Below are 23,925 nucleotides of genomic sequence, written 5' to 3' on the forward strand. Positions count from 1 at the left end.
ATAGAGATGAAAAGAAATATTAAATATATATGTGGATTATTTATTGCGGTATCTGCTTTTTCTTCTTGTAAGAAAGATCTGGATATCAATACTAATCCCAATTCGGCAACAGCAGCAACGGTTGATCTGGTATTACCTACAGCCATTGTTTCTACAGCCAATAGCTTAACTTCAGGCACAACAACTTCATATAACTCAATGGGAGGCCAGCAAGTAGGATACTTCGCCAATGGTGGAGGTGTAAGTGGATGGGGTGGTATCATTTCATACAACTGGCAAACAGATAATTTTGCAAACCTATGGGCTACAACATATGATGTTTTAACAGATGTGGAATATGTTTTGAAGAACTCTGCTGGAAATGCTAATTATAAAGAATTTGAAGCCGCTGCAAAGGTTTTAAAAGCTTATAATTATTCACTATTGGTAGATACTTATAATGATGTTCCATACACTGAGGCTAACTTGGGTAATGAAAAATTGCAACCTAAATATGACAAAGCAACTGATATTTATAGAAATATCGCTGTTCTGTTAGATCAAGCTATTGCTTCTTTTAAAACAATCACTACTGCAAGTCCTCTCTTTGTTAAGAATGACCCTCTTTATGCAGGAAGTGCTACTAAATGGGCTGCTTTTGCACAAACTTTGAAGCTTAAGTTAATTATCAAAGGAACAGGAAAAGTTAACTTTGCTAATACTACTTTTGATGCAGGAGTTGGTTTCATTACCGATGATGCTATGGTAAACCCTGGTTATGCAAAATTAAATGGTAAACAAACTCCTTTATGGAACTCATGGGCTTATAACTATGCTGGTACAGCGGTTGGAGCAGCAAGTCAATATGCTGTTACTCCGTTTATCATGGCTTTCTATAACGGAACTAAGCTTAAAGATGCTGCAAGACTTGCTGTTACGTATAAAACCGGTGCAACAACTCCTGTAAACCAGTTAGGTTATCAGGAATCTGATGCGGGTAGAGGTTTGGCTCCAAGTTCATGGTTTATCGGAACCAATTCAACTACTTATAGCAAAATAGGTATTTTAAAAGGCCCTGAAGCCGGACAACCATTAATGTTAGCTGCTGAAAGCTATTTCTTACAAGCTGAAGCAAATGTTAGAGGTTTATTAACCGGAACAGCAAAAACCAATTTCGAAAACGGAATTATTGCTTCTTTAAAATACTTGTATAAAGACAATACAGGAGCTGCAACAGCAGGTAAAAATCCTACTACAGATCTTGCTACATATAAAACAGATAATACTTTAAGTCCATTGGTTAATTTTGATTTGGCTACTACAGATGATGCTAAATTAGAAGCTATTTTAACTCAGAAATATATTGCTTTCAATATGTTGTTCGGACATGAAGCATGGAACGAATACAGAAGAACTGGATATCCAAAAATTACCGGAACTACTAAGACGACTACATTTGTTTCTATAGTTTCTGAGTCAACTGCTGCAGACAAATTACCTACAAGAATTCAGTATCCAACAAGTGAATTTAAGTATAATGCATCAAATGTTCCTGCGGTTAATGTTTATAGCAATAAAATATTTTGGGCAAGATAGATAGAAATTTATTATGAAAAATTTTATAAAATATACAGCAGTTTTAGCCTTTTTAACAGGAAGCTTAACATCTTGTTTAAAAGATAAAACGATGATAGGCCCGGATTCACCGGGAGCTATCAAAAATGTGATTGAGTTTAAAAACATTGGAGGTATAAAATCAGGAACATCAGCTCCTTATGCACTTTATATTCCTTTTACATTAGACCCTACAGCAACAACGGCTGAGTTTGAAGGTATTGTTAATTATGCAGGTACTGATGTAGCTCCTAATGATATTACGGTTAATATCGCAGCAGATCCTGCAATGATAGCAACGTATAATGCCGGAGTTTCTGGCGCTAATTATGCTCAATTGGCAGCAACTTCATATTCATTCCCATCAACGGTTACTATACCTAAGGGACAAAGAGAAGCTAAATTTAAAATATCAGTTAAACCAAATACTTTTGATGCAACTAAAGAAAACGCTTTAGCTTTAAGAATTACTTCTGCATCAACTGGTACTATTAGTGGAAATTTTGGTGCTGTTATTTTCAGTATGCCATTAAAGAGTATATGGCAAGGTACTTATACTGTACGTTTCAATAATAACTATGGTGGAATTGACGTAAATATTGGAGATTTCACTGAAACAGGAGTTAAATTGGAAACTGTAGGTCCGAATAAATTACAGACACAATACGCTGCTAATACTTATTCTGGCTATACTCAGTATCAGTTTAATGGTAACAATACCTCTATAACCTCTGTTACTGTATTCTCGGGTTCAATCTTGGCTTCTTCAGTTGATGGAGTTGATTTGATCGATCCGGTGAATGGTAAGTTTACCATAAGATATACTTTTGCAGGTAGAGGTATGACAGAAACTTGGGTAAGAACAGGTCCATAAGATTAACATCTTATAATTCTTTCATTCATAAAACAAATAAGCCGCCTTTTAAGGGCGGCTTATTTGTTTTTATATATTGTGGAAAGGATTTCTTTGTTCAGATAGGGATTACTATAAATTAATATATGACTCAGGAAAGTTGTATAATTGCCCTATATAAAATTAATTATCTGATTACAGCACCCTCTGGCATCCGATCAGTTGCTTTCACAAAGGTCAGTTTACCTTCGCTATCCTCAGCCATTAATATCATTCCCTGCGAAACAATTCCTTTGATTTCTCTTGGTGCTAGATTTACGATGATACTTACTTGCTTTCCTATAATATCTTCAGGTTTATAGTGTTCGGCAATACCCGAAACTACTGTGCGCTCATCTAATCCCGTATTTAAAGTCAGTTTAAGTAATTTCTTGGTTTTTTCTACTTTCTCTGCAGCAACTATTGTGGCTACTCTGATATCTATAGCACTAAACTGTTCAAATTCAATGTTAGGTTTGGACGGAGTAACTTCTTTTTGCATTTGTTGATTGGCAGTTTTGCTCTGATTTAACTTATCTATCTGTGCCTGTACAGCTTCATCTTCTATTTTATCAAACAACAGCTCCGCTTGGTTTAATTTATGCCCTCGTTTTAACAGATCAATAGATCCTGCATCAGTCCAGGTATTTCCACCACAATTTAACATTTGTTTTAGCTTAACAGAGGTAAAAGGCAAGAATGGTTCTATCAGAATTTCTAAATTGGCGGCAATTTGTAAGCTGATATTTAAAATAGTACGTACTCTGTCTTCGTCTGTTTTAATCAATTTCCAGGGTTCTGTATCTGCTAAATATTTATTCCCTAAACGAGCAACATTCATTACCTCTGTTAGAGCTTCTCTAAAGCGATAATTTTCTATAGAGGTGCTGATCTTATCAGGATAAGACTTAAGTTCTTCTATAATCGCTTTATCGTGCGCTGTAAGTTCCATTAAGGTTGGTACATTACCATCAAAATATTTATGGGTTAGAACTACCACACGATTAATGAAATTACCTAAAATAGCAACCAGCTCATTATTGTTCCTTGCCTGAAAATCTTTCCAGGTAAAATCATTGTCTTTTGTTTCAGGAGCAGTTGCCGTTAAAACATAGCGTAAAACATCCTGCTTGTCTTTAAAATCTTCGAGATATTCATTTAACCATACAGCCCAATTTTTAGAGGTTGATATTTTTTGTCCTTCTAAGTTTAAAAACTCGTTAGCCGGTACATTATCTGCCAAAATATAATCTCCATGAGCCATTAACATAGCAGGGAAAATAATGCAATGAAAAACGATATTATCTTTACCTATAAAGTGAACCAGTTTAGCTTCTTTATTTTTCCAGTAATCCTCATAATTAAAGGATGTTAAGTTGCTTTGGTTAATATAATATTCCTCAGCTTTAGGATTCCATATTCCTAATTTAGCATATTCAGATAGTTCTTTAGTAGCTGATATATAACCAATAGGTGCATCAAACCAAACATACAATACTTTTCCATCTGCTCCCTTAACAGGAACCTTTACGCCCCAATCCAGATCGCGGGTCATTGCCCTTGGCTGTAAACCTGCATTAAGCCAGCTTTGACACTGTCCGTATACATTAGGCCGCCACTCTTTATGACTTTCTATATAGGTACGTAATTGATCTTCATATTTATCAAGGGGTAAGAACCAGTTTTTAGTCTGTCTTAAAACAGGTGGTTGACCAGATAATGTTGATTTTGGATTGATTAGATCTGTGGCGTTTAATGAACTTCCACAGCTTTCGCACTGATCGCCATAGGCATTTTCGTTGCCACATTTGGGACAGGTGCCTGTAATGTATCTGTCTGCCAGAAAAGATTTAGCCTGCTCATCATAATACTGCTCTGTTATTTCTTCAGTAAATACTCCGTCTTTATATAACTTTTCAAAGAAATCTTCGGCTGTTTGATGATGTGTTAACGAAGAAGTACGATGATAAATATCGAAAGATACGCCGAATTCCTTAAATGAATCGCCAATTATTTTATGATATTTATCTACGATCTCCTGTGGCGTAACTCCTTCTTTTTTAGCTTTAAGCGTTATAGGAACTCCATTTTCATCAGATCCGCAGATAAATTTAACATCTCTTTTATTGGCACGCAGATAACGTACATACGTATCGGCAGGCAAATACACGCCAGCTAGGTGGCCAATGTGTACAGGCCCGTTGGTATAAGGCAAGGCAGCCGTAACCGTATATCTTTTAAATTTATTATTATCCAAAACTATTTTTTTATTTTGCAAAGATATTGTTTTCAAAATGATTAAGCAGCCAGCATATTTAAAAAAGGGCGATAAAATTGCAATTGTTTGCCCTGCAAAGAAACTTCCCAAGCCCATTGATTATGGAATAAGTGTACTTCAAAGTTGGGGACTTGAAGTAGTTATAGGTCAATCAGTAACGGCATCGCACCATCAGTTTGCAGGAACTGATCAGTTAAGAGCCCAAGACTTGCAGCAATTTTTAGATGATATATCAGTAAAAGCAATTATTGCAGCACGTGGCGGATATGGTACCATCCGTATAATTGATGAACTTGATTTTACTTTGTTTAAAATAAATCCTAAATGGATTATAGGCTTTAGTGATATTACAGTGTTGCTTTCACATTTGAATGCAGATTTAAAAATGCAAAGCATACATGGGCAAATGCCTTACACATTTGATGAAAGTACACCGGAAGCTCTGGAAAGTTTGCGTAAAGCGCTGTTTGGAGAGGTTGATGTATATAATTATTCGAGTGAATTTACCAATAGAGAAGGAAATGTTAGTGGAGAACTTATAGGCGGGAATTTAACCCTGCTTTTGGCCGTTGAAGGCTCAGTTTCTGAGATGGATTATAGCAACAAAATTTTATTTATTGAAGATGTTGGTGAGCATGAATATGCAATAGATCGAATGATGCGAACGCTAAAAAGAAATGGGAAATTAAAGGATTTAAAGGCCTTAGTTGTTGGCGCATTTAATGAGCTTGGCGAAGAAAGTATTGCCTTTGGACAAAGTCCTGAAGAGGTAATATGGGAATTGGTAAAAGAATATGATTATCCGGTTTGTTTTAATTTTCCTAGCGGCCATATAAGTGATAATAGAGCCATGGTATTAGGTAAAACTGTAAATTTAAGTATAGAAAAAAATAAAGTAATCTTTAAATATTAACCGTATGGCTATTTTAGACAATTTAGGTAAATATCGTAATACAGGCCTTCTCTTATTGAGATTAGGCTTAGGTATAATGATGATGACTCACGGACTGCCGAAAATTATGGGAGGCCCTGATAAATGGGCTGCTATTGGTGGTAGTATGAAAGTAATTGGTATTGATTTTATACCTGCATTCTGGGGATTTATGGCTGCAGTTTCTGAAGGGTTTGGAGGGTTTTTATTGCTTTTGGGCTTATTTTTCAGGCCGGTAAATATACTATTAGTATTTACCATGATGATTGCTGCATTGGTACATTTCTCAAAAGGAGAAGGACTCTCGGGCGCTTCTCATGCAATTGAGCTTGGAATTGTATTTTTGAGCTTAATATTTATTGGCCCGGGAAAATATAGTGTAGATAAAAAGTAAAAAATACAGATTATAAAATTCAAAAAGGGGCATGCAAAGTATGCTCCTTTTTCGTATTAAATTAACCTAAATAAGAAACCCACTTCAATTTTTGAAATGGGTTAAAAGTAGTTTGTTATTGTTCTATTTATTTAAAAATATTTCTCAGTAAGGAGATAATATCATTCTCTTTTTTAAGATTTAATTTATTTTCCTTAACATAATTGCTCGCATCATTAGAATTCAGATAGTCTAGAACAGAGCGATCATTTAGCTTAACATCAGTCACCTTCCCATTTTGAACAAAGAAATATTTCACGTTCTGATCAATTTTTTTAGATACAACTGCGGTATTGTAGCCCTTGGTTTCTATAATATCTTTTTGCAAAAGTTTTAGAAATTTTATTTTCCCGTCATATAAAACTTCAGCAAATTGTTCGTTTTTCAAACCAGCGCCTGTAAATCCATCCCGGAATACCTTTAATTTGCCATCATTTTTTAGGATGAACTCTTTAATAGGCTCTCTAAAAACACCTTCTGATCCGTTCTCTGTTTTAACTAAAACCTCACTGGACATTACATTATATTTAATTTCTGCCTGCATGTTCTTAAATGTCGAATCTTTAAAAACAATAGTAGCATTCATCCATTTATCATATAAAAAGGGATTGCCTTCAATATCCAGATCAATTCCTTTTACAGATTTAATCAACATAGGATCGCCACTTATTCTAACTTTTTGCTGAAGCTGGGCAAAACTGCTTTTACCTAAAGCAAAGAATAAAATCAAAACAAATACTTTTTTCATCTTCTAAATCTAATGTAATCGTGAACAAAAAGAGGGATTGAAAAATCCCTCTTTTTGCATTTTTTAATAAAGATTATCTTTCTTCTTCAAAGGTCCATTTTTCACTAACGGTCCATCTTCCAGAAGTCCATTTTACTGTAACTGATCTATCTCCAGGATTGAACTTACCACTTACATTGGTAAATACCCTGGCAGGCGAGAACGGGTCTGATACAGAAACCAAGTTATTCGTTACCGGATCAAAGTCAAATTTTAAACCAATACCTGTATTTGCAGCAGAAGTTCCTGCATTATTAATTACAATGTATCTGTCAAAATCGTAATCTATATCATAAACGCTAACTGCTGTAGTAGAAGCAGTAGTTAAAGAGAATGTTCTAGGGTAATCTCCTTTGTACAAGCCATTCGCATCTACACAGGTTCCATCTACAGTATAAACGCCATCATATGCATTTTTAATACTGATTAGAACAATAATAGACTCAGAGCCTTTCTTTTTGTAAAGACCATTTGTCTGATCAATCTTATAGGCTACAGCATATTTCTTGCTTAGATCCCATAAGCTTCCGTTCAAATTGATTTTAATGTTCTTTGAAAAGTCTCCAGCCGCAAAATCAATAGTAAAGCCGGTAGCTGTTTTAGTTACTCCTGCATCTGCTGCTAAGGTATAAATCGCTTCAGGAAGCAATTCATAATCTGTACCGTTTGCAGTATTATATGCAGTGATAGCTGCCGGGTCAGAAACCAAAGTTACTTTAGAAGCTGTGTTTAAATCTGCTGCACTTGCGGCATCTTTACGCACACTAAATAACTGAATTTTCTCTTTTACACCTGTAAATGGAGTAAAGTACAGACTCTTTGAGGGAGCTTCTAAAAGCTTAACCATAGTAACGCCTTTATCAGCGGCTGATTCTCCTTCAAAGCTGTCTTTTCTACAGCCTATTGTTGTTCCGAACAACACGATGGATAACAACAGATATATATATCTTTTTTTCATTTTATTTGAATTATAATTTAGATTAAATTATTGATCCCACCATATTCTGGCATCCTGGGTATTACCTCCCTGTAGTCTGGCAATAGCGGCATCATTATTAGCTTTATTACTGGTTTGCTCACTGGTAGCATAAGCTATTCTTCTAGGAATTTGTTTAGAAGCATTTGTTGCTGCAGTAGCAGGAGTTAATACAGGGAATCCGGTTTTTCTCCAGATGTTCCAGCCAGTTAATCCATCAGGGTAGCTTGCTAAATAACGTTGAGTAGAAATATTTTTAACATTATTTGCCGCACCTACTGCTCCAATAGCAACATTAGTATTTGATAAATAGCCTGCAGAAGGTGCTCCTGCTCCCCATTGTTCAAATGATAAACTTATACCATCTGCATATAAGGTCGCCAAGTTTTCTGTAGTCCAGCCAAGATTAGCTGCTTCTGCTCTTGCTAAATTAACCTGAGCAGCAGTAACAATATATACAGGACTATTTTCAGCTCTTAAGTCTCCTCTTAATACACGTGCCCAAGTAGGGTTATTGTTTGTAAAAGCCTCTGTTGTTGCTTTATCAAAACCGTAAGGAATACCTACACTAGAAGTAGCAGTATTGCCTACTTGCTCTGATGCTCCTCCAAAAGCGCTCTGACGAGGATCTGCTAAACTTGCAGTTAAATCTGTCAGAGTTTTACTTTCTCCATAATCTTTACGTCCATCATAACCTCTCCAGATGGTGTTTTTATAGTTACCACCAGGGAAAGACAATTTAAAATTCTGAGCATTTGTAGTTATAACACCTGCAGGATCGGCAAGAGCTGCTTTTAACTGAGTAGCAGCATAATCACCTGCACCAGGATATCTTTTTGATAGCTGGATTGACATTAGAACTCTTAATGAGTTTGCAGTTCTTTTCCAAGAAGCCACATCTCCATTAAAAACAATATCACCTGTAATAGGAGAGCCATCAAAAGATGCCACTGCTGTTGTTAAAGCTGCAATCATTCCTTTATAAATAGCTTCTTGTGTATCGTATTTCGGTGCATTAAATTCTATACCTTTTAAAGCTTCACTGTAAGGAACATCTCCCCATTGGTCAGTTATTCTCCAAAAATAATATTGCTGAAGAATTTTAGCGACCTGATTCTGGTTATTGCTCTGATTCAGGTTAATGATATTTTGTAAATCATAAAGAGAACCTGCGTAAGCACCTGTAAAAGACAGCTGTTGAAGCGAATAATTCATTGCATCAGGATACTGACTTTGAGAAAAATACTGGCAGTAATAACCTTCTATAATCATATTTCCACCAAAAACCTGACCGCCTAAGTTTGATTGTGCATTGGTCATTAGGGCACTTATATTAGGTACAGTAGTTACTGATGGATCCACGTTCGTATCCCCGAAGTCGCTCATCTTCTTACATCCTGCTGATCCCAGAGCTAAAAGGCCTGCCAATGTATAATATATAAATTTCTTTTTCATTTTATTCTGTTTTATCTATTAATGACCGAACAATTAGAATCCCACTCTTAAGTTAAAACCAATCCCTCTTGTACCTGGTAATTGAGCTGTTTCACCTGTAGTAGCTGAAATTTCTGAAGGATCGAAATCTTTTGTTTTAGCATAAATTAAAACAGGATTTCTGGCAACAACAGAGAAAGTAGCGCTTCTTACGAATTTATCAGCACCCCATTTTTTTAATGGAAGTCTGTAACCTACTGAAACCTCCCTTAGTTTAACGAAAGTTAAATCGTAAACATAGTCATCAAATGTTTTATTGTTATATAAGTTCTGATAATAGGTTTGGGCATCTACATAATAAGTTTTTGGCTGACCAGTAGTTGCATCTACACCATCTACTCTAACACCACCGCCATCTGCTACAGCATCTCTTACAGAAACGCCTTTATCATTTAATGCAGCAGTACGGGCTGTTAAACCACTATATGTACCCCACATGTTTGATAGTGAAACGAACTTACCACCAATTTGCCAGTCAATATTGGCATTGATTTCAAAATCTTTCATTACTACAAATGAGTTTTGCAAACCACCTGTATGCTTAGGAAGAACACTTCCAAAATATACGTTAGGATCGTTGATATAAGCTCCTGTAGATGTTAACAATGGAACTCCGTCAGCATTTCTTTTTATACCGTTACCATAAATTTGTCCCCACTGCATTCCTTCCTGATGAATCATGTAAGGCATAGTAGTTCCCCATACAGCTTGTACCGAAATACGGGTTTGTTGGTATTTTTTACTGATTTCAACAACTTTATTGTCTAACAAATTAGCATATGAAGCGTTGATATCCCATGAAAAATTAGTACTTCTGAAAGGCTTAGCATTTAAAGAGAAATCCAGACCTTTTCTGTCAATACGACCGATATTAGTTACAATAGAACTAAATCCTGAAGCGGCATTGATTGTAATTGCTCTTGGATAATTAATCTCTCTGGCATCCCAATAAGTTGCTGAAACACCTAACCTTCCTTTAAGGAATTTTAAATCGATACCATATTCAGAGTTTGAAGAAGTTGCTCCTTTAATATCTGGATCCACCAATTGATCTGGAGTATTCATTAATAAGTTACCATTCCATTTTAACGGATCTACACCATATGCAGAGCCTGGATATGTATAAGCACTTATTGATTGAGGAATCTCTCCATAAGAAGCGCGGATTTTACCTTCATATAGCCAGTTAAAAGCCGTATTATCTTTTAATAAATCACTGAATACAAATGATGCACCAATAGATTTAGATAATACAGAACTGTTTTTCTCAGGAAGTGTAGAATACCAGTCATTACGTATTGATCCTTCTAAAAATACCATATTTTTATAGCCAAAAGTGGCACGTGCTAAAAGCGCTCTGTATTTATCCTGGCTACGGTCATTTCCTATAACTGGTTGATCAACTGAGTTTCCGATGGTAAATAAATCCGGAATAGATAAACCATTATTTGTTGCAGCAGTATTGGTTTTGTATTGAGATCTGAAGATATCCATACCTGCGGTTGCATCAATACTAAAATCATTTATTTTTTTAGTATAATAACCTAATATCTCATAGTTTTCTCTATTAGAATAAGTGTTTCCTGTTCCATAATAACCTTTTACTAAAGCGTTATTTCCAGAAGTTTGCGTTCCACTATCATTTAACCTTGTACTATATTTACTTTCGTAAAAAGTAGTGTTTTGTTGTTTTCTGTAAGTCCCTGTAAATTTCAGATCATTATTTACTTTGTAAGTAAATGAAATGTTGCCATAAAATCTATCTCTCTGATTAACTTTATCTAACAAATCATAGTAAGTATAGAAGTTATACCAATAGTTTGCGGCATAGAAAGATCTTGGATCTGCAGCATTATAGGTGTTTGGATCATTATGGTTCCAGCTTGCATAGATTTTTTGTGAACCTATACCCGGAACGGTAAGCCCTCTTAGTTCTTTCATAATTTTCATATCCAAATCTCTGTGGAACCATTGGTTAAATGATCCTGTACTTTGACTTGAATAAGCATCATCAATTTCTCCGTTTAATAGTGTATTAACATAATTGATGTTGGCACCAACAGAGAAATGATCATTAATATTGTAATTAGCTACAAAATTAAGGGTATTCTTTTTCAGATTGGTATTAGGAATCAATCCATGTGTGTATTGATTTCCGTATGAAACTTTTACATTGTATTTTTCATTGGCATTGCTATAGCTGATAGAGTTGTTATAAGTTACACCAGTATCAAAATAATCTCTTGCGTTATCAGGTTGAGCAACTAAATTGGTTGTTTTATAAGAATACTGAGTTCCCGGATACCATGCGTACCATGGAATATATTCTTGTCCAACCATTTTTGGACCCCAGCTTGAATCATCGCTATAATTGTGATAGTATTTACCATCTAGTGCTTTCCACTCAAGAGGATCGCCTGCTTTCCAATTATATTGAATCAAATCTTTCTGGTTACCACCTGCGTATACATTCTGATAATTTGGGAGAACATAAGCATTTTCAAATGTTGTTCCTATATTAACAGCAATACCACTTCCAACTGCAGGTTTACCTTTTTTGGTAGTGATTAATATTGCTCCGGCAGCAGCTTGTGAACCTAATAAAGCGGCGGCAGCTGGTCCCTGAAGAACAGAAATATCATCTATATCATCTAAGTTAACATCATCCGCATTGGGTAAAATCGTACCGTCAACTACGTATAGAACATCATTTCCTGTACCAAAACCACTTGCACCTCTTAAACGTATAGTAGTATTTCTACCTAAAGCAGCAGCAGACTGGCTTCTTACCTGAACACCTGCAACCTTACCCGCTAATGCGTTATTAAGGTTCGTGCTTCTAACGGTGTTTAACTTTTCTCCTGTTACGTTCTGGATATTTGCCGAAGCTGCTCTTGAAGTTGTTTTTGTACCGTAAGCACCTTCAATTACTACCTCGTTTAAAACTTTAGCATCAGGAGATAAGGCAACGTTTACTACGTTTCCTGTAATCTCTACTTCTTTCTTAAGAAATGCAATAGATGAAATAACAAGTGTTTTTGCTTTTGAAGGACCTCTTAAAGAGAATTTTCCCTGAGCATCAGTAACTGCTCCTGATCCCGGAATGTCCTTCAACCTTACAGAAGCTCCCGGAATAGGCAGCCCGTCTTCTGCAGAAGTAACTGTACCAGTAATTGTTCTTTCTTGTGCCATTGCCGTGGTAGCAACGAACAAAAGAATGAACAAACTTTGTAGAAGTTTTTTCATAAATTAATAAAATTTATGAAAAAACAGTGCTTAAAATTCTTTTATTGAATTGAAAATCAGGTGAATGATTGTTTATTTAGGTTTTTGTTTTTATGAAGGAATGCTTTTTTATTTTATGATCTGGAATGGAAAAAAGAGGCGTTAATTTGCCGGTAAATTGTACACTCCTTTAAGATATATTATGTAATATTACAAAGATCATAAGATTAAGCCCAACAAAATTATTTAAAGATTATGATACTCCTAAAATATCAGCGATTAGAAGATTTAAGCCAGTTCTTTTATAAACTGTTTATAAAATGGCGCATCCAAGAAAATATTGCTGAGCTGATCAATATGTTTATCCTTATTTTAATTACGCTTTTACTCATTACGCTAAGTCAATATGTATTACGCCGTATATTGCGTCTTATCGTTATTCAAACCATCAGAAAAACCAACAATGAGTTTTTTAAAGGTCTTTTAGATAGCAAAGCGCCCTATTTTCTATCTCTTACAGCTCCGTTGTTTATTATAGATGTTGCCCTTCCCCTTATTTTTAAAGAACAACCTACAGTAATTAAATTCTGCAATGCACTTATCGAAATTTATACTGTGCTGGTATTTGTATGGATTATGATAGCTCTGATTAGAGCAGGGGCCAGTGCTTTAAAATCTTTGCCCTCTTACAAAACCAAACCAATAGAAGGGTATCTGCAGGTTATCAGAATAGGTTTGTATCTGGCAGGCATGATTTATCTTTTTTCTAACCTTACCGGTAAATCGCCTGCGGTATTTTTCACTACAATGGGTGCAATATCAGCTATTCTCTTGCTCATGTTCAGAGATGTTATTATGGGTTTCGTAGCCAGTATCCAGGTAAATACCAATGATATTGTGCGTATAGGCGACTGGATTACGATGCCTAAATATGGTGCAGACGGAGATATTTTAGAGATCAACCTTACTACAGTAAAGGTGCAGAATTTTGATAAGACCATTACTACAATTCCAACTTATGCGCTCATTTCAGATTCGTTTCAGAACTGGAGAGGTATGCGCCAGGCGGGGGGACGTCGCATCAAAAGAGCCATTCACATTAAACAATCGAGCATACGATTTATTAAGCCTGATGAATTAGAAAATTTTAGCCGCATACAATTGCTTACCTCATATATTGAGCATAGACAAAAGGATATAGAAAAGCATAATACCCGTGTTAATGCCGATAAAAGCTTGCCCATTAATGGACGTAACCTAACTAATGCAGGTTTATTTAGGAAATACATCGATAATTATATTACCAATCATACGGGTACCCATAAAAGAATGAGTATGATGGTGCGTCAACTGGCACCTACTGAACATGGTCTTCCTATAGAGTTATATGTATTTACCAATACCATTGTATGGACAGAGTACGAATATATCATGGCAGACATTTTTGATCATATCATTGCTGCGGCACCCTACTTTGGCCTGCAGATTTACGAGGCAGAAGGTTCAGGAGATGTGAAGCAGTTTTATATTAAAGGGAATGATGCTGATTAAGATGACGATTGTTAATTAGAAACTTAACGGGCGATACGATTTGAAAATGAAGTAGAAGGTTAACAGTAGGTCATCAAGGCTTATGACGGTGTATTTTCAAAGCAAAAAAAATAAAAAGCTCTAATTTTATATTATTTACGAAGGTTTTAGTAATATCATTTTTAATGTTATGAGGGATATTTTTTTAGCTTGATTTAGTAGGTTAGGTAAGTATAGTATTGAAAAGGGATAGCCGTCATTAGACTAATAATTTGATTTTCTTGTTGTTAAGAAATATTACGTATCTTGAATTAGGTAATGAGCTATATACCGCTAATAAAACTATAGCCTTTTAAATCTTTTAATATGTTAAATTTTGGGAAAAATTTATCTCGAGAAGAGATGAAAAATGTAAAAGGAGGTTGGGGATATGAGGGACCTTTCTGTGCTCCATCTGGTTCGCTAGCATATGGGTATCCTCTTGGATGCTGTCAGGCTATGTGTCATGAGTTTGGAGTAGGAGATATTTGTTATGACCCAGACAAAGGTAAACCATGTCGGGATATACTGATCTAATTTTATACTCTTGCGAAATTTAAAGACTTTGCAGCGAAAAAAAAAGTGCTAATAAAAACCAGCAACATACACTAACTATTCTTAATAAAACCATGTAATACAGGAAAAGGATAGAAACTTAAAGATTGCTTTGCTTTTACAGATACTTGCATAAGTTATTTTTATGCAAGTATTTTGTTTAACAATATTTACTATTAATAATGAAAATACCTAATTATTAATAGGTTGATAAATCCAACTAAGCCCCTTATTGTAAGGAACTATTGTAAGTTTGATATTTTGACTACATCTCTAGCCATTCGGGTATCATAACCGCATGAGCATGATGGTGCGTCAACTGGCACCTACTGAACATAGTTTTTCTATAGAGTTATGTGTTTACCAATACCATTGTATGAACAGCATATGAGTATATCATGGCAAACATTTTTAATCATATCATTGCTGCTGCGCCTTGTTTTGATTTACAGGTGTTTGAATTGGAAGCTGTAGGTGATGTAAAACGTATAGAAATGTATAATTAGAAATGTATAATTTTTTATATTTGCGCCCAGTTGGCCCTGTAGTTCAACGGATAGAATAGGTGTTTCCTAAACATTAGATAGCAGTTCGATTCTGCTCGGGGCTACTTAAGTGAACGATTTATTTAGGTCGTTCATTTTTTATTTGGGACTAGACGTTGAGTTATAGCTAGTCGAATTTTTCATTGATAAACTCTTCAGTAAGAACATTCAACCTTTGTAATCCTGCTTCTCCCATAATTAGGAAGGATTGTAAGTGCCTGCTGTTACTTTTTAGGGGTATCATACCCTAAGTTGCATTTCGTCTACAATTTATAGGCTTCCGTCGACAATGTGTAACCCGGAGATGGGTTTGGTAGTCAACTAAACAATAAACAAAGCAATTATGTACAAAAAACTATTATGGGTCCTTTTGATTCTACCGACACTGGCCAAATCACAAGATATTCCTACCCAGGCAGATTCTTTATTAACGAGCTACTCACGCCAGGGGCTCTTTTCAGGAAATGTGGCCATTCTGAGAAAGGGCAAAGTCCTTTTTTCCAAATCTTACGGCTATAGTGATGCAGCGGCCAAAAGACTTAATGGCCTAGCTACGCAATTCCGTATAGGTTCTATTACGAAAACATTCACGGCAGCCCTGATTATGCGCCTTCAGGAGCGAGGCAAACTTTCGCTGGAGGATAAGATTTCGAAATACTTGCCAGATTATCGTTTTGGCGATTCAATAACTGTTAAAAATCTTCTGAACCACACATCGGGGATCAGGAGCTTCACTTCCATTGAGAAATTTCAGCAGGAGAAAATGAAGATGTCGGGCATTAAAGAAATAATGGGTACGTTTTTCGATGCCCCATTGCTATTTTCGCCGGGAAGCAATTTTCAATACAGTAACTCCAACTACCTACTGTTGGGATATATTGCCGAAAAGGTGACCCAAAAAAGTATTTCTAACCTGTTGAGGGATGAAATTACCAGACCCCTGGGAATGAAAGCTACCGGATTTGATAGTGACCAACGAAAATCAACACATAAGGCTTTGGGTCATGAAGCTACCATCCGGAGCGACCATGATATTTCGCCCGCCAATAACATTGGATTGTTAGCCGGAGCAGGGGCAATGTACAGTACCATTGAAGATCTGATGCGTTGGGAACGTGCGATGTATGGCAACCAGATCCTAAGCGATAGTAGCAAGGAACAGATGTTCCAGCCTTATCTTAAGAATTATGGGCTGGGCTGGGAGGTGAGCAAGCGTATCGGTCGTTTGAGTTACTCGCATTCGGGTTCTATTGATGGGTTCAAGTCAAATATCCAACTGTTTCCAGAATCAGAAACGGCTATAATCTTCCTTTCAAACTATTTCAATACACCAGGACCCGAAATCTGTGCTGCCTTAGAGGCCATTGCTTTTAACGAGCCTTTCCACATGCCGTCTGAAATAAAAGCGGTTTCACTTTCGCAATCCCAGCTTAATGTTTATACCGGCGATTACCTGTTGCAGAACAAATTGAAGATGGCCATCGTTCTTGAAAGCGGAAAACTGTTAAGTAAAATTGAGGGCCAGCCCACCGTAAGCCTTAGGCCCATTGGTGCCCACAATTTCTATGTGCCCATGAACGGGGTGTACATCCGTTTCGGGATGACACCTGACGGAAGCGCTGTTTCTCTAAAGGTTATTGACGGAAAGAGAGAATTGGAGTTCAACAGAAGAAAATAGTATAAGGTTCAAAGGGTTTTCCTAGATACGATAAAAAAAGAAAAGGATGGTTTTTAACCATCCTTTTTTAATATTGGTTATGCTCCACCTCATAGAAAAAAGAGTAAGGCGAACAAAGCTAACGTACATGCGCTATATTACAAAAGCCAATATTACCTGAGCTGACTACCTTTACTTTTACCCATTGATCTTTTTTGCTAATCAGCATTAGTTTTTGCTTGCGCTTTAACTTTTCTATTAGCGGATAAGAATTACCCGGGCCTGAACGCAGGCTAAGTTCTTCAATAACTACCTCAATATTTTTGTTGCCTGCAGGGCTGGCTAAACTTTTGTTAGAGGCTATTTTTGAAGGCTTTTTGCTTTTAGGGTTAGCGGTTTTGGTAGAATAATAATCAGATGTTGATGTTGAAGAAGGAGCGCATACGCCACAGGTACCGCCGCTACTGCAGTGCGCACAACGAGAACAGTTGCGGCAGGCCGAGCAATAGGCCGATCCGGTACACCTGCCTAAAGCCTCCTCTTTGAGTTTGCTACTCGCTACGTTTTGGGCGTAATTGTACAAGGGCAGCAGAGCAATACCAATAACAGATAAAAAGTATTTCATGGTTTGTGTTTTTGATGAAGAACGAAGATAATTGCTTGGCAATTTGCCGTACTACGGTATTCCGTAAGGTTTGATTTTTCAAAGAGATTAATGGTTTATTACTCATAATTTTTCAAAAACCAATCCCTAAATTTACTGTTCCATACATATGGCAGCCCAACTATATAGCAACCCAGAAGAAGAACCTATCAAAGTCCCTCGATTTGAGGAAAAAGCAGGCTTTTATACTACCAAGCAGCGGAGCGGGGTAATGTCAAAGATAAAGGGCAAAAACTCTAAACCGGAACTATTGCTCCGTAAGGCTCTTTGGAGAAAGAACCTACGGTACCGTATACATGACAGCTCTCTGCCAGGGGCCCCAGACATTGTTATTAAAAAGTATAAACTGGCTATCTTTATAGATGGCGAGTTTTGGCATGGTTACAATTGGGAGCAGGTAAAACCAAAGCTTAAAGCAAATAAAGAATTTTGGATACCTAAAATAGAGCGAAATATGCAAAAAGACCGTATTCATAATAGGCAGCTACAAGAAATGGGTTATACGATCTTTAGGTTTTGGTCGGAGGAAGTGATCAAACATTTAGAAAGAGTTATAAATCAGATATTGTTATATATAGAAACGGCAAGAACAATTAAAATTCCTAATTTGTAAGCAAGAGGTTTTATTTACGTAGAAGTTTTAGCACAATTTATTCAATAAAATTGGTTTCGCTTATGTAATCTTCTTCAAGAACATTGTTTTGTTATTTTTTGAAAATGAAAGTATTGACATGATGAAGAAATACGATTTTTATTTGTATTATCTCTATATTGATAAGAGATAATTCATTATCAGTTTTTCCTCTAGACATTATGAGTTAATCGTTTAGAAAAAATGTAATTTTGTTCAATTATTCATTTTTTGCAGTGAATTGTCTGCTGGTGTGTTTAGCTATGATTTTGAATACGCCACGTGGATTATACCTTAATTTAACAATTCTATTAAAATATTGTAGATTTCTAAAAGATGTTAAACCCATTAAAAGAGCAGCAGCTTAAACATATAGAATTATTTGCTGGTTGTGGTGGAATGAGTCTGGGCTTAGAGGCCGCAGGTTTTGAGCTTTTTTTCGCAAATGAGTTATCCCCTATGGCCGGGGAAACGTTTGCTTACAATATGTTAGGTGAGGATTTAGCAAATTTGTCTGAAAAAAAACTGTCATCTTCTAAAGTAAAATGGATTAAGAGCCAATATCCAGAAGATAAACTAAAGTTTAGATTAAGGGAAAACCCTTTTGAAGCTACGAATGGAGAATATACTGATCTTAAAACTATAGAGGATATTAGAGGTAAGCTACTAATTGGTGATATTGACAACCTATTAACATTCTTTAATGATAACCAAAAAATTGTTGAGGAAATTCGTAATGTAGATATAGATCTGTTATCTGGAGGTCCCCCTTGTCAAAGTTTTAGTTTAGCGGGTAAACGAGAAAAGAACAATCATAAAAATTTATTACCGCTATCATTTGCAAAGATTGCAGGGCTCATACAGCCAAAAGTAGTTTTACTAGAAAATGTCAAAGGAATAACTTCTCCTTTTGATGAAGGTGGAGAAAAATACTATGCATGGTTAGAAGTTTGTAAAGCATTTGCTTTAGAAGGTTTCGTGCCTGTCTGCATGATGCTAAATTCCAAATTTTATGGAGTAGCGCAAAATAGACCTCGTTTTATTATGATCGCGTATAGGTATGATGTCTTCAGTCGTCTTTTTAGTTCAAGCAGAAAGAACCAAATTCTAATTAGTTCGAATAACTTCTACAAGCTTGTTAAAAAAAAGCACAATAATTTATCAGATATAGGTATTCATGATTTTAATTATTATGATATAGATAATGATCCCGAGTTATTTGATGGATTGCTTTTTCCAGAAATAACAAATAGGGAAGGAGATTTTGTATCCGTTTTAGAAGCAATAGGAGATATTAGACGTACTGAAATAGACTACAATGTTTCAACAATTAAGAAAGGTTATAGTGGCAAAATCAATCTTACTCTAAAAAATAAGCATCACGATGTAGTCAAAGTTCAGAATCATGAACCTAGAAATCATAATTTCGGGACTAAGGCAAGATTTCGGTTCTATCAAGTAATTAATGAATTTCAAAATGGCCTTAAAAAAGGAGCCACTGATTTATTTACGGGAAAGGAGATTGATGACGAAACCAAGGAAAGGTTAACACTTGCTTTTTTAAATTATAACTTATATTTTAAAGGGACAAATGGAGAGTTTTATAAAAAGCCTAAAACATTGAGTGAGGTAAATAATCTATTACGAACTATACCTACAAAAAAGCACTCTCAGAGAGCCCTTTTGGAATATGAGCCAGCACCTGCACAACTGACAATACCAGATGATTTATGTCATTATCACATGGAAAATCTTCGTACTTTAACAGTGCGGGAAATGGCTAGGTTTCAATCGTTTCCAGATTGGTTTGTTTTTAGGTCTAAGGTTACAACTGGTGGAGATGGAAGAAAGTTTGAAGTTCCACAATATACGCAGGTAGGGAATGCTGTTCCTCCTTTATTAGCACTATCTTTAGGGAATATGATTTCTAGAATTCTAAATGTGATGTATTATGGCAAAATATCAGAGGATTAAAGGAGGAGAAAAAAATGAGAGAACCGGAGTCCCGTTTTCTCGAATTGAACTAGAGAAGGTATACGATCTTTATATCGAAATTAACGGTAAAGGGATACATGAGAATAACCCTAAAATACATCGTCTAGCGAAAGATTTAGGTAGGACTGTACGCTCCGTCGAAAATCAGCTCTTAGGCTTTAGAATTGTGGATACTGGCACGACTGGGAGGGCCAATTATAATCGTCTGATAAAAGATATCTGGGATGATAAAAGAAAAGCTACGGAGAGTAGCATTCCAGTAAAGTTCAGCGACAAAAAAGAAGACACGCAATATGATTTCAAGTTTAAAATAAGTTCGCAATTAAAAAATATAATTGGTAAAGAACTTATTACGGATGACTACATAGCCATTTTTGAGCTCGTTAAAAATTCTTATGATGCCCATGCTAAAAAGGTTAAAGTAATTTTTGAAGAGGACAAAATAATTATACAAGATGATGGGAAAGGTATGGATATTGACGATATCCATAATAAGTGGCTGTTTGTTGCATATTCAGCAAAGAAGGAAGGCATAGAAGACAAAGAGTTTGAGGACAAAACCGACAATTCATACAGAGATAAGCTGATACCTAAAAGAAGTTTTGCTGGAGCGAAAGGAATAGGTCGGTTCTCAGCTGATAGACTTGGAGCTAGATTGAATCTTATTACAAGAAAGATTACCGAAACTTCCCCCTATTGGAATCTGACTTTTAATTGGGATGATTTTGAGCAAGATGCAGAGGATGAATTTGTCAATATTGAAGTGGACCATTCGTCTTCTGAAAATACATCTTATGAGAATTTTGATCATGGCCTTATTTTAGAAATAACAAATCTTAGATCTATATGGCCGCGAGAAAAGTTGTTGAATTTAAAATGGTCTTTGGAAAAGTTGATAAATCCTTTTTCTAACTTAGATAATCAAGATAACGATAAGACATTTCAAATTGAAATAATATCTGAGGAACAAAAACCATTAGATAACCAAATTAAAAAGCAAAATGATTTTTCTTTAAGGGACTTAGTTAATGGGCTGGTCTCAAATTTTATATTTGAGACACTTAATATAAAAACTACACAAATCCAAACAGGCGTAGAGGATAACAAAATTATTACTACACTTTATGACAGAGGGAATTTAATCTATAAAATAGAAGAAGAGAATCCCTATTATTATGTGCCTGAGAGTTCTAGAATACAGCTCTTTTATCTAAATAGATCTGCTAAAAATAATTTCACAAGGTTAATGGGAATTGAAGCTGTCAATTTTGGTTCAGTATTTCTTTTTAATAATGGCTTTAGGGTTTTTCCTATGGGTGAGCCAGGTGATGACCCATTTGGCATTGATAAAAGAAAAGCTCAAGGTCACGCAAGATTTTTAGGTACTAGAGAGTTAATTGGGAGCATTGAGGTATGGGGGCAATCCGAACACTTTCAAGAGACTTCAAGCAGAGATGGGGGGCTTATTGAAACTCCAGGAACTCAACAGTTATTCGATTTTTTTTTAGACACGCTTAAAAAATTAGAAAAATATGTACAGCCAATTTTGTGGCAAATAAAAAAAAGAACAGGAAATGAAAATGAGGAAATAGATCTTAATGCAAAGGCTGATATTATAGATTTTGTTGCTAATCTTGCTGGAAATAAAACAATCAAATTATTAGAGTATTCAAAAGAGTTTTTAAATATTCTTGAGAATAAAACTACTGATACTCCACCCGAGGTATTTTCAAATCTGAAAAAAATTGCGACAGAATTAAATGATGAAACTTTTATTAATGAAATAGATGAAAGTGAGCTTGAGTATGTTCGTATAAAGCGAGAAAAAGAAGAAGAAATACGCAAACGCTTAGAAGCTGAAAGACTTGCTCAGGAAGAACGGGAAAAAAGGCTGCTTGCAGAAAAGAAACTTAAAGAAGAAGGAGATAAAAGAAAAGAGGAAGAATATAAGCGTTTAAAGGCGGAGGAAGAAGCTAGAGAGGAAAGGGCGAAAAGGACAGCCGAAGAGCAAAGACGAAGACAGCGGGAGAGTCAAGTGCGTTTTCTGGAATCGATTAGTTCTCTAGACGTGGAAGACGTACTTAATTTAAATCATCAAATAGGAATTGATTCGAATGCGATTGAGCAGCATATTGTTAATTTTAAAAGAAAACTTGATAATGGCAAGGTTATAAGTAATGATGATATTCAGCTATTTTTAGATAAGATTACTTTTGCTAATAAAAAAATATTAGCGGTAACCAAGTTCTCCACAAGACAGAATTTTATGGCTGCTGCCAGAATTATTGAAGACGATTTGATTTCTTTTTTGAAAAACTACCTTTTAAATATTTATAAATTTCATTTAGGAAAGGATCTCGATTTGAAAGTAGTGGATGAAATCAACAATCCTTTTAGAATCAGCTTTAAACCTATTGAAATAACTATAATAGTTGATAACCTAATTAGTAATTCAAAGCGGAAGAACGCTAAATCAGTAATTTTTACATTTAGGCTTAATAGTGAAAAAGATTTGGAGGTTTGTTACACGGATGATGGAGATGGATTAGACAAGGAGCTTGAAAATTCTGAATTAATTTTTGAAAAGGGAATTACCACTACGAGAGGTTCAGGGTTAGGATTATTTCACGTTAGAAAGATAATGAACGAACTAAAAGGTTCTGTGACATTAGATAAAGCATATCAGCCGGAGAATACCGGAATTCAATTTATATTAACGTTCCCAAAATGAAACTAAAATACAATATCCTTTGGATAGAAAATGAGCATGAGTGGTTAGACCCTGCCTTAGAGTTCGTTTCAGATTTAATTGAAGAACATGGTTTTGAGCCTGTGCCAACAGTGAGATCTAAAGAAGAGGAAGTATTAGGCCTATTGGCAGAGGAGAAACCTTTTAAAGATTTTGATTTAATTTTGGTCGATTTGCAATTGGACAAAGGAGATAGAGGAAGTAATATCATTAAAAATATTCGAGATCATAAGATATTTACAGACGTAATTTTTTATTCTCAAGACACCGAAGGGATTCGACAAATTGTGAAAGATCAATGGCTTGACGGTGTATATTGCTCTAGTCGGAACAGAGCTGATTTCGAAGATAAATTTGAAAGAGTTTTTTTGACAACTATCAAAAAAATTCAACACATCAGTTCTATGAGGGGTTTAGTTCTTTCCGAGACTAGCCAGCTAGATGTTTTACTTGTAGATATTATTGGCTTATTCTTTAAAAATAGAGAAACAGAAGAAATCACTTCTTTAAAAAAATATATAGTAAAAGATCTTATATTAAGTTCCGCTAAAGATAATTTAAAGAGGGCAGAGAACATAACAAATAATATAGCAAGTGAAGATTTGCTTAATCATAAATTGTTTGATTCTTATAAAAAAATGCGTGCTGTTGGTAAAATCATTGAGAAACTAAAAAATGAAAATCTGGTTAGCAAAGATTTGTTTTTAAGAGAATACACAGAGGAGGTTATAGAGATGCGAAATGATTTGGCTCATGTAAAAGAAGAAAATGAAGGTGGGCGTAGCATATTGAAGTGTATAAAAGGAACAAGAGAGTTTAATGATGAAGAATGTGTGATAATGAGAAAAAATTTAAAAAAACATTATCAACAACTAAATTCAATTCTTTCAACTCTTTAAAGTATAAGCTTTTGTTTTATTATAGATTAATGGTTCAAATTACTTTAGCTTT

17 protein-coding genes and 1 tRNA gene are annotated in these 23,925 nt (G+C 35.4%); 12 read left to right on the plus strand and 6 right to left on the minus strand.

The annotated features are described in order from the left end of the window. The first annotated feature begins 6 nt into the window (after positions 1 to 6). Complete coding sequence (locus tag MMF97_RS03820) at positions 7 to 1,575, plus strand: SusD/RagB family nutrient-binding outer membrane lipoprotein (protein WP_243359341.1); 1,569 nt, start codon at positions 7 to 9, stop codon at positions 1,573 to 1,575. A gap of 13 nt (positions 1,576 to 1,588) precedes the next feature. After that, positions 1,589 to 2,467, plus strand: coding sequence for a DUF1735 domain-containing protein (locus MMF97_RS03825; protein ID WP_243359342.1), 879 nt, complete (start codon positions 1,589 to 1,591; stop codon positions 2,465 to 2,467). Positions 2,468 to 2,633: 166 nt separating this feature from the next. Here the strand turns inward: MMF97_RS03825 and metG are convergent, their stop codons facing one another. Further along, positions 2,634 to 4,742, minus strand: coding sequence for a methionine--tRNA ligase (metG, locus tag MMF97_RS03830; RefSeq protein WP_243359346.1), 2,109 nt, complete (start codon positions 4,740 to 4,742; stop codon positions 2,634 to 2,636). A 37-nt stretch (positions 4,743 to 4,779) separates the two neighbouring features. Between metG and MMF97_RS03835 the strand changes: the two genes are divergently transcribed. Continuing rightward, the gene (locus tag MMF97_RS03835; protein ID WP_243359347.1) at positions 4,780 to 5,676 is read left to right on the plus strand and encodes a S66 peptidase family protein; all 897 of its coding nucleotides are present in this window, start codon (positions 4,780 to 4,782) and stop codon (positions 5,674 to 5,676) included. Positions 5,677 to 5,680: 4 nt separating this feature from the next. Then, complete coding sequence (locus MMF97_RS03840; protein ID WP_243359351.1) at positions 5,681 to 6,088, plus strand: DoxX family protein; 408 nt, start codon at positions 5,681 to 5,683, stop codon at positions 6,086 to 6,088. Positions 6,089 to 6,215: 127 nt separating this feature from the next. On the opposite strand, the gene MMF97_RS03845 is transcribed toward MMF97_RS03840, so the two are convergent. From MMF97_RS03845 to MMF97_RS03860, 4 genes are all read right to left on the minus strand, one after another. Further along, positions 6,216 to 6,875 carry a hypothetical protein gene (locus MMF97_RS03845; RefSeq protein ID WP_243359353.1) on the minus strand — a complete coding sequence of 220 codons (660 nt, stop codon included), beginning with the start codon at positions 6,873 to 6,875 and terminating at the stop codon, positions 6,216 to 6,218. A 73-nt stretch (positions 6,876 to 6,948) separates the two neighbouring features. After that, positions 6,949 to 7,872, minus strand: a complete 924-nt coding sequence (locus tag MMF97_RS03850) for a DUF1735 domain-containing protein (protein WP_243359354.1) — start codon at positions 7,870 to 7,872, stop codon at positions 6,949 to 6,951. Positions 7,873 to 7,899: 27 nt separating this feature from the next. Beyond that, positions 7,900 to 9,345 carry a SusD/RagB family nutrient-binding outer membrane lipoprotein gene (locus tag MMF97_RS03855; protein ID WP_243359355.1) on the minus strand — a complete coding sequence of 482 codons (1,446 nt, stop codon included), beginning with the start codon at positions 9,343 to 9,345 and terminating at the stop codon, positions 7,900 to 7,902. Positions 9,346 to 9,378: 33 nt separating this feature from the next. Further along, the gene (locus MMF97_RS03860) at positions 9,379 to 12,630 is read right to left on the minus strand and encodes a SusC/RagA family TonB-linked outer membrane protein (RefSeq protein WP_243359358.1); all 3,252 of its coding nucleotides are present in this window, start codon (positions 12,628 to 12,630) and stop codon (positions 9,379 to 9,381) included. A gap of 234 nt (positions 12,631 to 12,864) precedes the next feature. Here MMF97_RS03860 and MMF97_RS03865 point away from each other — a divergent pair, with 234 nt between their 5' ends. The 4 genes from MMF97_RS03865 (at position 12,865) to MMF97_RS03875 (ending at position 16,956) form a co-directional block, all read left to right on the plus strand. Then, complete coding sequence (locus MMF97_RS03865; protein ID WP_243359360.1) at positions 12,865 to 14,160, plus strand: mechanosensitive ion channel family protein; 1,296 nt, start codon at positions 12,865 to 12,867, stop codon at positions 14,158 to 14,160. A gap of 345 nt (positions 14,161 to 14,505) precedes the next feature. Then, positions 14,506 to 14,715, plus strand: coding sequence for a bacteriocin-like protein (locus tag MMF97_RS14685; protein WP_449586275.1), 210 nt, complete (start codon positions 14,506 to 14,508; stop codon positions 14,713 to 14,715). 556 nt (positions 14,716 to 15,271) lie between these two features. Then, positions 15,272 to 15,343, plus strand: a tRNA-Arg gene (locus tag MMF97_RS03870). A 305-nt stretch (positions 15,344 to 15,648) separates the two neighbouring features. Then, positions 15,649 to 16,956, plus strand: coding sequence for a serine hydrolase domain-containing protein (locus MMF97_RS03875; protein WP_243359362.1), 1,308 nt, complete (start codon positions 15,649 to 15,651; stop codon positions 16,954 to 16,956). Between the two features lie 118 nt (positions 16,957 to 17,074). Here MMF97_RS03875 and MMF97_RS03880 read toward each other — a convergent pair whose 3' ends face one another. Continuing rightward, positions 17,075 to 17,560 carry an SH3 domain-containing protein gene (locus MMF97_RS03880; RefSeq protein ID WP_243359364.1) on the minus strand — a complete coding sequence of 162 codons (486 nt, stop codon included), beginning with the start codon at positions 17,558 to 17,560 and terminating at the stop codon, positions 17,075 to 17,077. Positions 17,561 to 17,708: 148 nt separating this feature from the next. On the opposite strand from MMF97_RS03880, the gene MMF97_RS03885 reads away from it, so the two are divergent. The 4 genes from MMF97_RS03885 to MMF97_RS03900 all read left to right on the plus strand — a co-directional run bounded on the left by MMF97_RS03885 (position 17,709) and on the right by MMF97_RS03900 (position 23,873). Continuing rightward, the gene (locus MMF97_RS03885) at positions 17,709 to 18,212 is read left to right on the plus strand and encodes a very short patch repair endonuclease (RefSeq protein ID WP_243359365.1); all 504 of its coding nucleotides are present in this window, start codon (positions 17,709 to 17,711) and stop codon (positions 18,210 to 18,212) included. A gap of 354 nt (positions 18,213 to 18,566) precedes the next feature. Next, complete coding sequence (locus MMF97_RS03890) at positions 18,567 to 20,204, plus strand: DNA cytosine methyltransferase (protein WP_243359366.1); 1,638 nt, start codon at positions 18,567 to 18,569, stop codon at positions 20,202 to 20,204. After that, positions 20,182 to 22,956 (plus strand): ATP-binding protein, encoded by a 2,775-nt coding sequence (locus MMF97_RS03895; RefSeq protein ID WP_243359367.1) that lies wholly within the window; start codon positions 20,182 to 20,184, stop codon positions 22,954 to 22,956. The genes MMF97_RS03890 and MMF97_RS03895 overlap by 23 nt, the downstream gene beginning before the upstream one ends. Continuing rightward, positions 22,953 to 23,873: a response regulator gene (locus MMF97_RS03900; protein ID WP_243359368.1), complete on the plus strand. Its 921-nt coding sequence runs from the start codon at positions 22,953 to 22,955 to the stop codon at positions 23,871 to 23,873. The genes MMF97_RS03895 and MMF97_RS03900 overlap by 4 nt, the downstream gene beginning before the upstream one ends. The last annotated feature ends 52 nt before the right edge of the window (positions 23,874 to 23,925 follow it).

The sequence above is a fragment of the Pedobacter montanisoli genome (genome assembly GCF_022809115.1).
GTDB classification, from domain to species: Bacteria; Bacteroidota; Bacteroidia; order Sphingobacteriales; family Sphingobacteriaceae; genus Pedobacter; species Pedobacter montanisoli.

Bases quoted from the DNA above. Each gene is read 5' to 3' on its own strand.
- MMF97_RS03820 (WP_243359341.1), top strand. From the start codon at position 7: ATGAAAAGAAATATTAAATATATATGTGGATTATTTATTGCGGTATCT.
- MMF97_RS03825 (WP_243359342.1), top strand. From the start codon at position 1,589: ATGAAAAATTTTATAAAATATACAGCAGTTTTAGCCTTTTTAACAGGA.
- MMF97_RS03835 (WP_243359347.1), top strand. From the start codon at position 4,780: ATGATTAAGCAGCCAGCATATTTAAAAAAGGGCGATAAAATTGCAATT.
- MMF97_RS03840 (WP_243359351.1), top strand. From the start codon at position 5,681: ATGGCTATTTTAGACAATTTAGGTAAATATCGTAATACAGGCCTTCTC.
- MMF97_RS03845 (WP_243359353.1), bottom strand. From the start codon at position 6,875: ATGAAAAAAGTATTTGTTTTGATTTTATTCTTTGCTTTAGGTAAAAGC.
- MMF97_RS03850 (WP_243359354.1), bottom strand. From the start codon at position 7,872: ATGAAAAAAAGATATATATATCTGTTGTTATCCATCGTGTTGTTCGGA.
- MMF97_RS03855 (WP_243359355.1), bottom strand. From the start codon at position 9,345: ATGAAAAAGAAATTTATATATTATACATTGGCAGGCCTTTTAGCTCTG.
- MMF97_RS03860 (WP_243359358.1), bottom strand. From the start codon at position 12,630: ATGAAAAAACTTCTACAAAGTTTGTTCATTCTTTTGTTCGTTGCTACC.
- MMF97_RS03865 (WP_243359360.1), top strand. From the start codon at position 12,865: ATGATACTCCTAAAATATCAGCGATTAGAAGATTTAAGCCAGTTCTTT.
- MMF97_RS14685 (WP_449586275.1), top strand. From the start codon at position 14,506: ATGTTAAATTTTGGGAAAAATTTATCTCGAGAAGAGATGAAAAATGTA.
- MMF97_RS03880 (WP_243359364.1), bottom strand. From the start codon at position 17,560: ATGAAATACTTTTTATCTGTTATTGGTATTGCTCTGCTGCCCTTGTAC.
- MMF97_RS03885 (WP_243359365.1), top strand. From the start codon at position 17,709: ATGGCAGCCCAACTATATAGCAACCCAGAAGAAGAACCTATCAAAGTC.
- MMF97_RS03890 (WP_243359366.1), top strand. From the start codon at position 18,567: ATGTTAAACCCATTAAAAGAGCAGCAGCTTAAACATATAGAATTATTT.
- MMF97_RS03895 (WP_243359367.1), top strand. From the start codon at position 20,182: ATGGCAAAATATCAGAGGATTAAAGGAGGAGAAAAAAATGAGAGAACC.
- MMF97_RS03900 (WP_243359368.1), top strand. From the start codon at position 22,953: ATGAAACTAAAATACAATATCCTTTGGATAGAAAATGAGCATGAGTGG.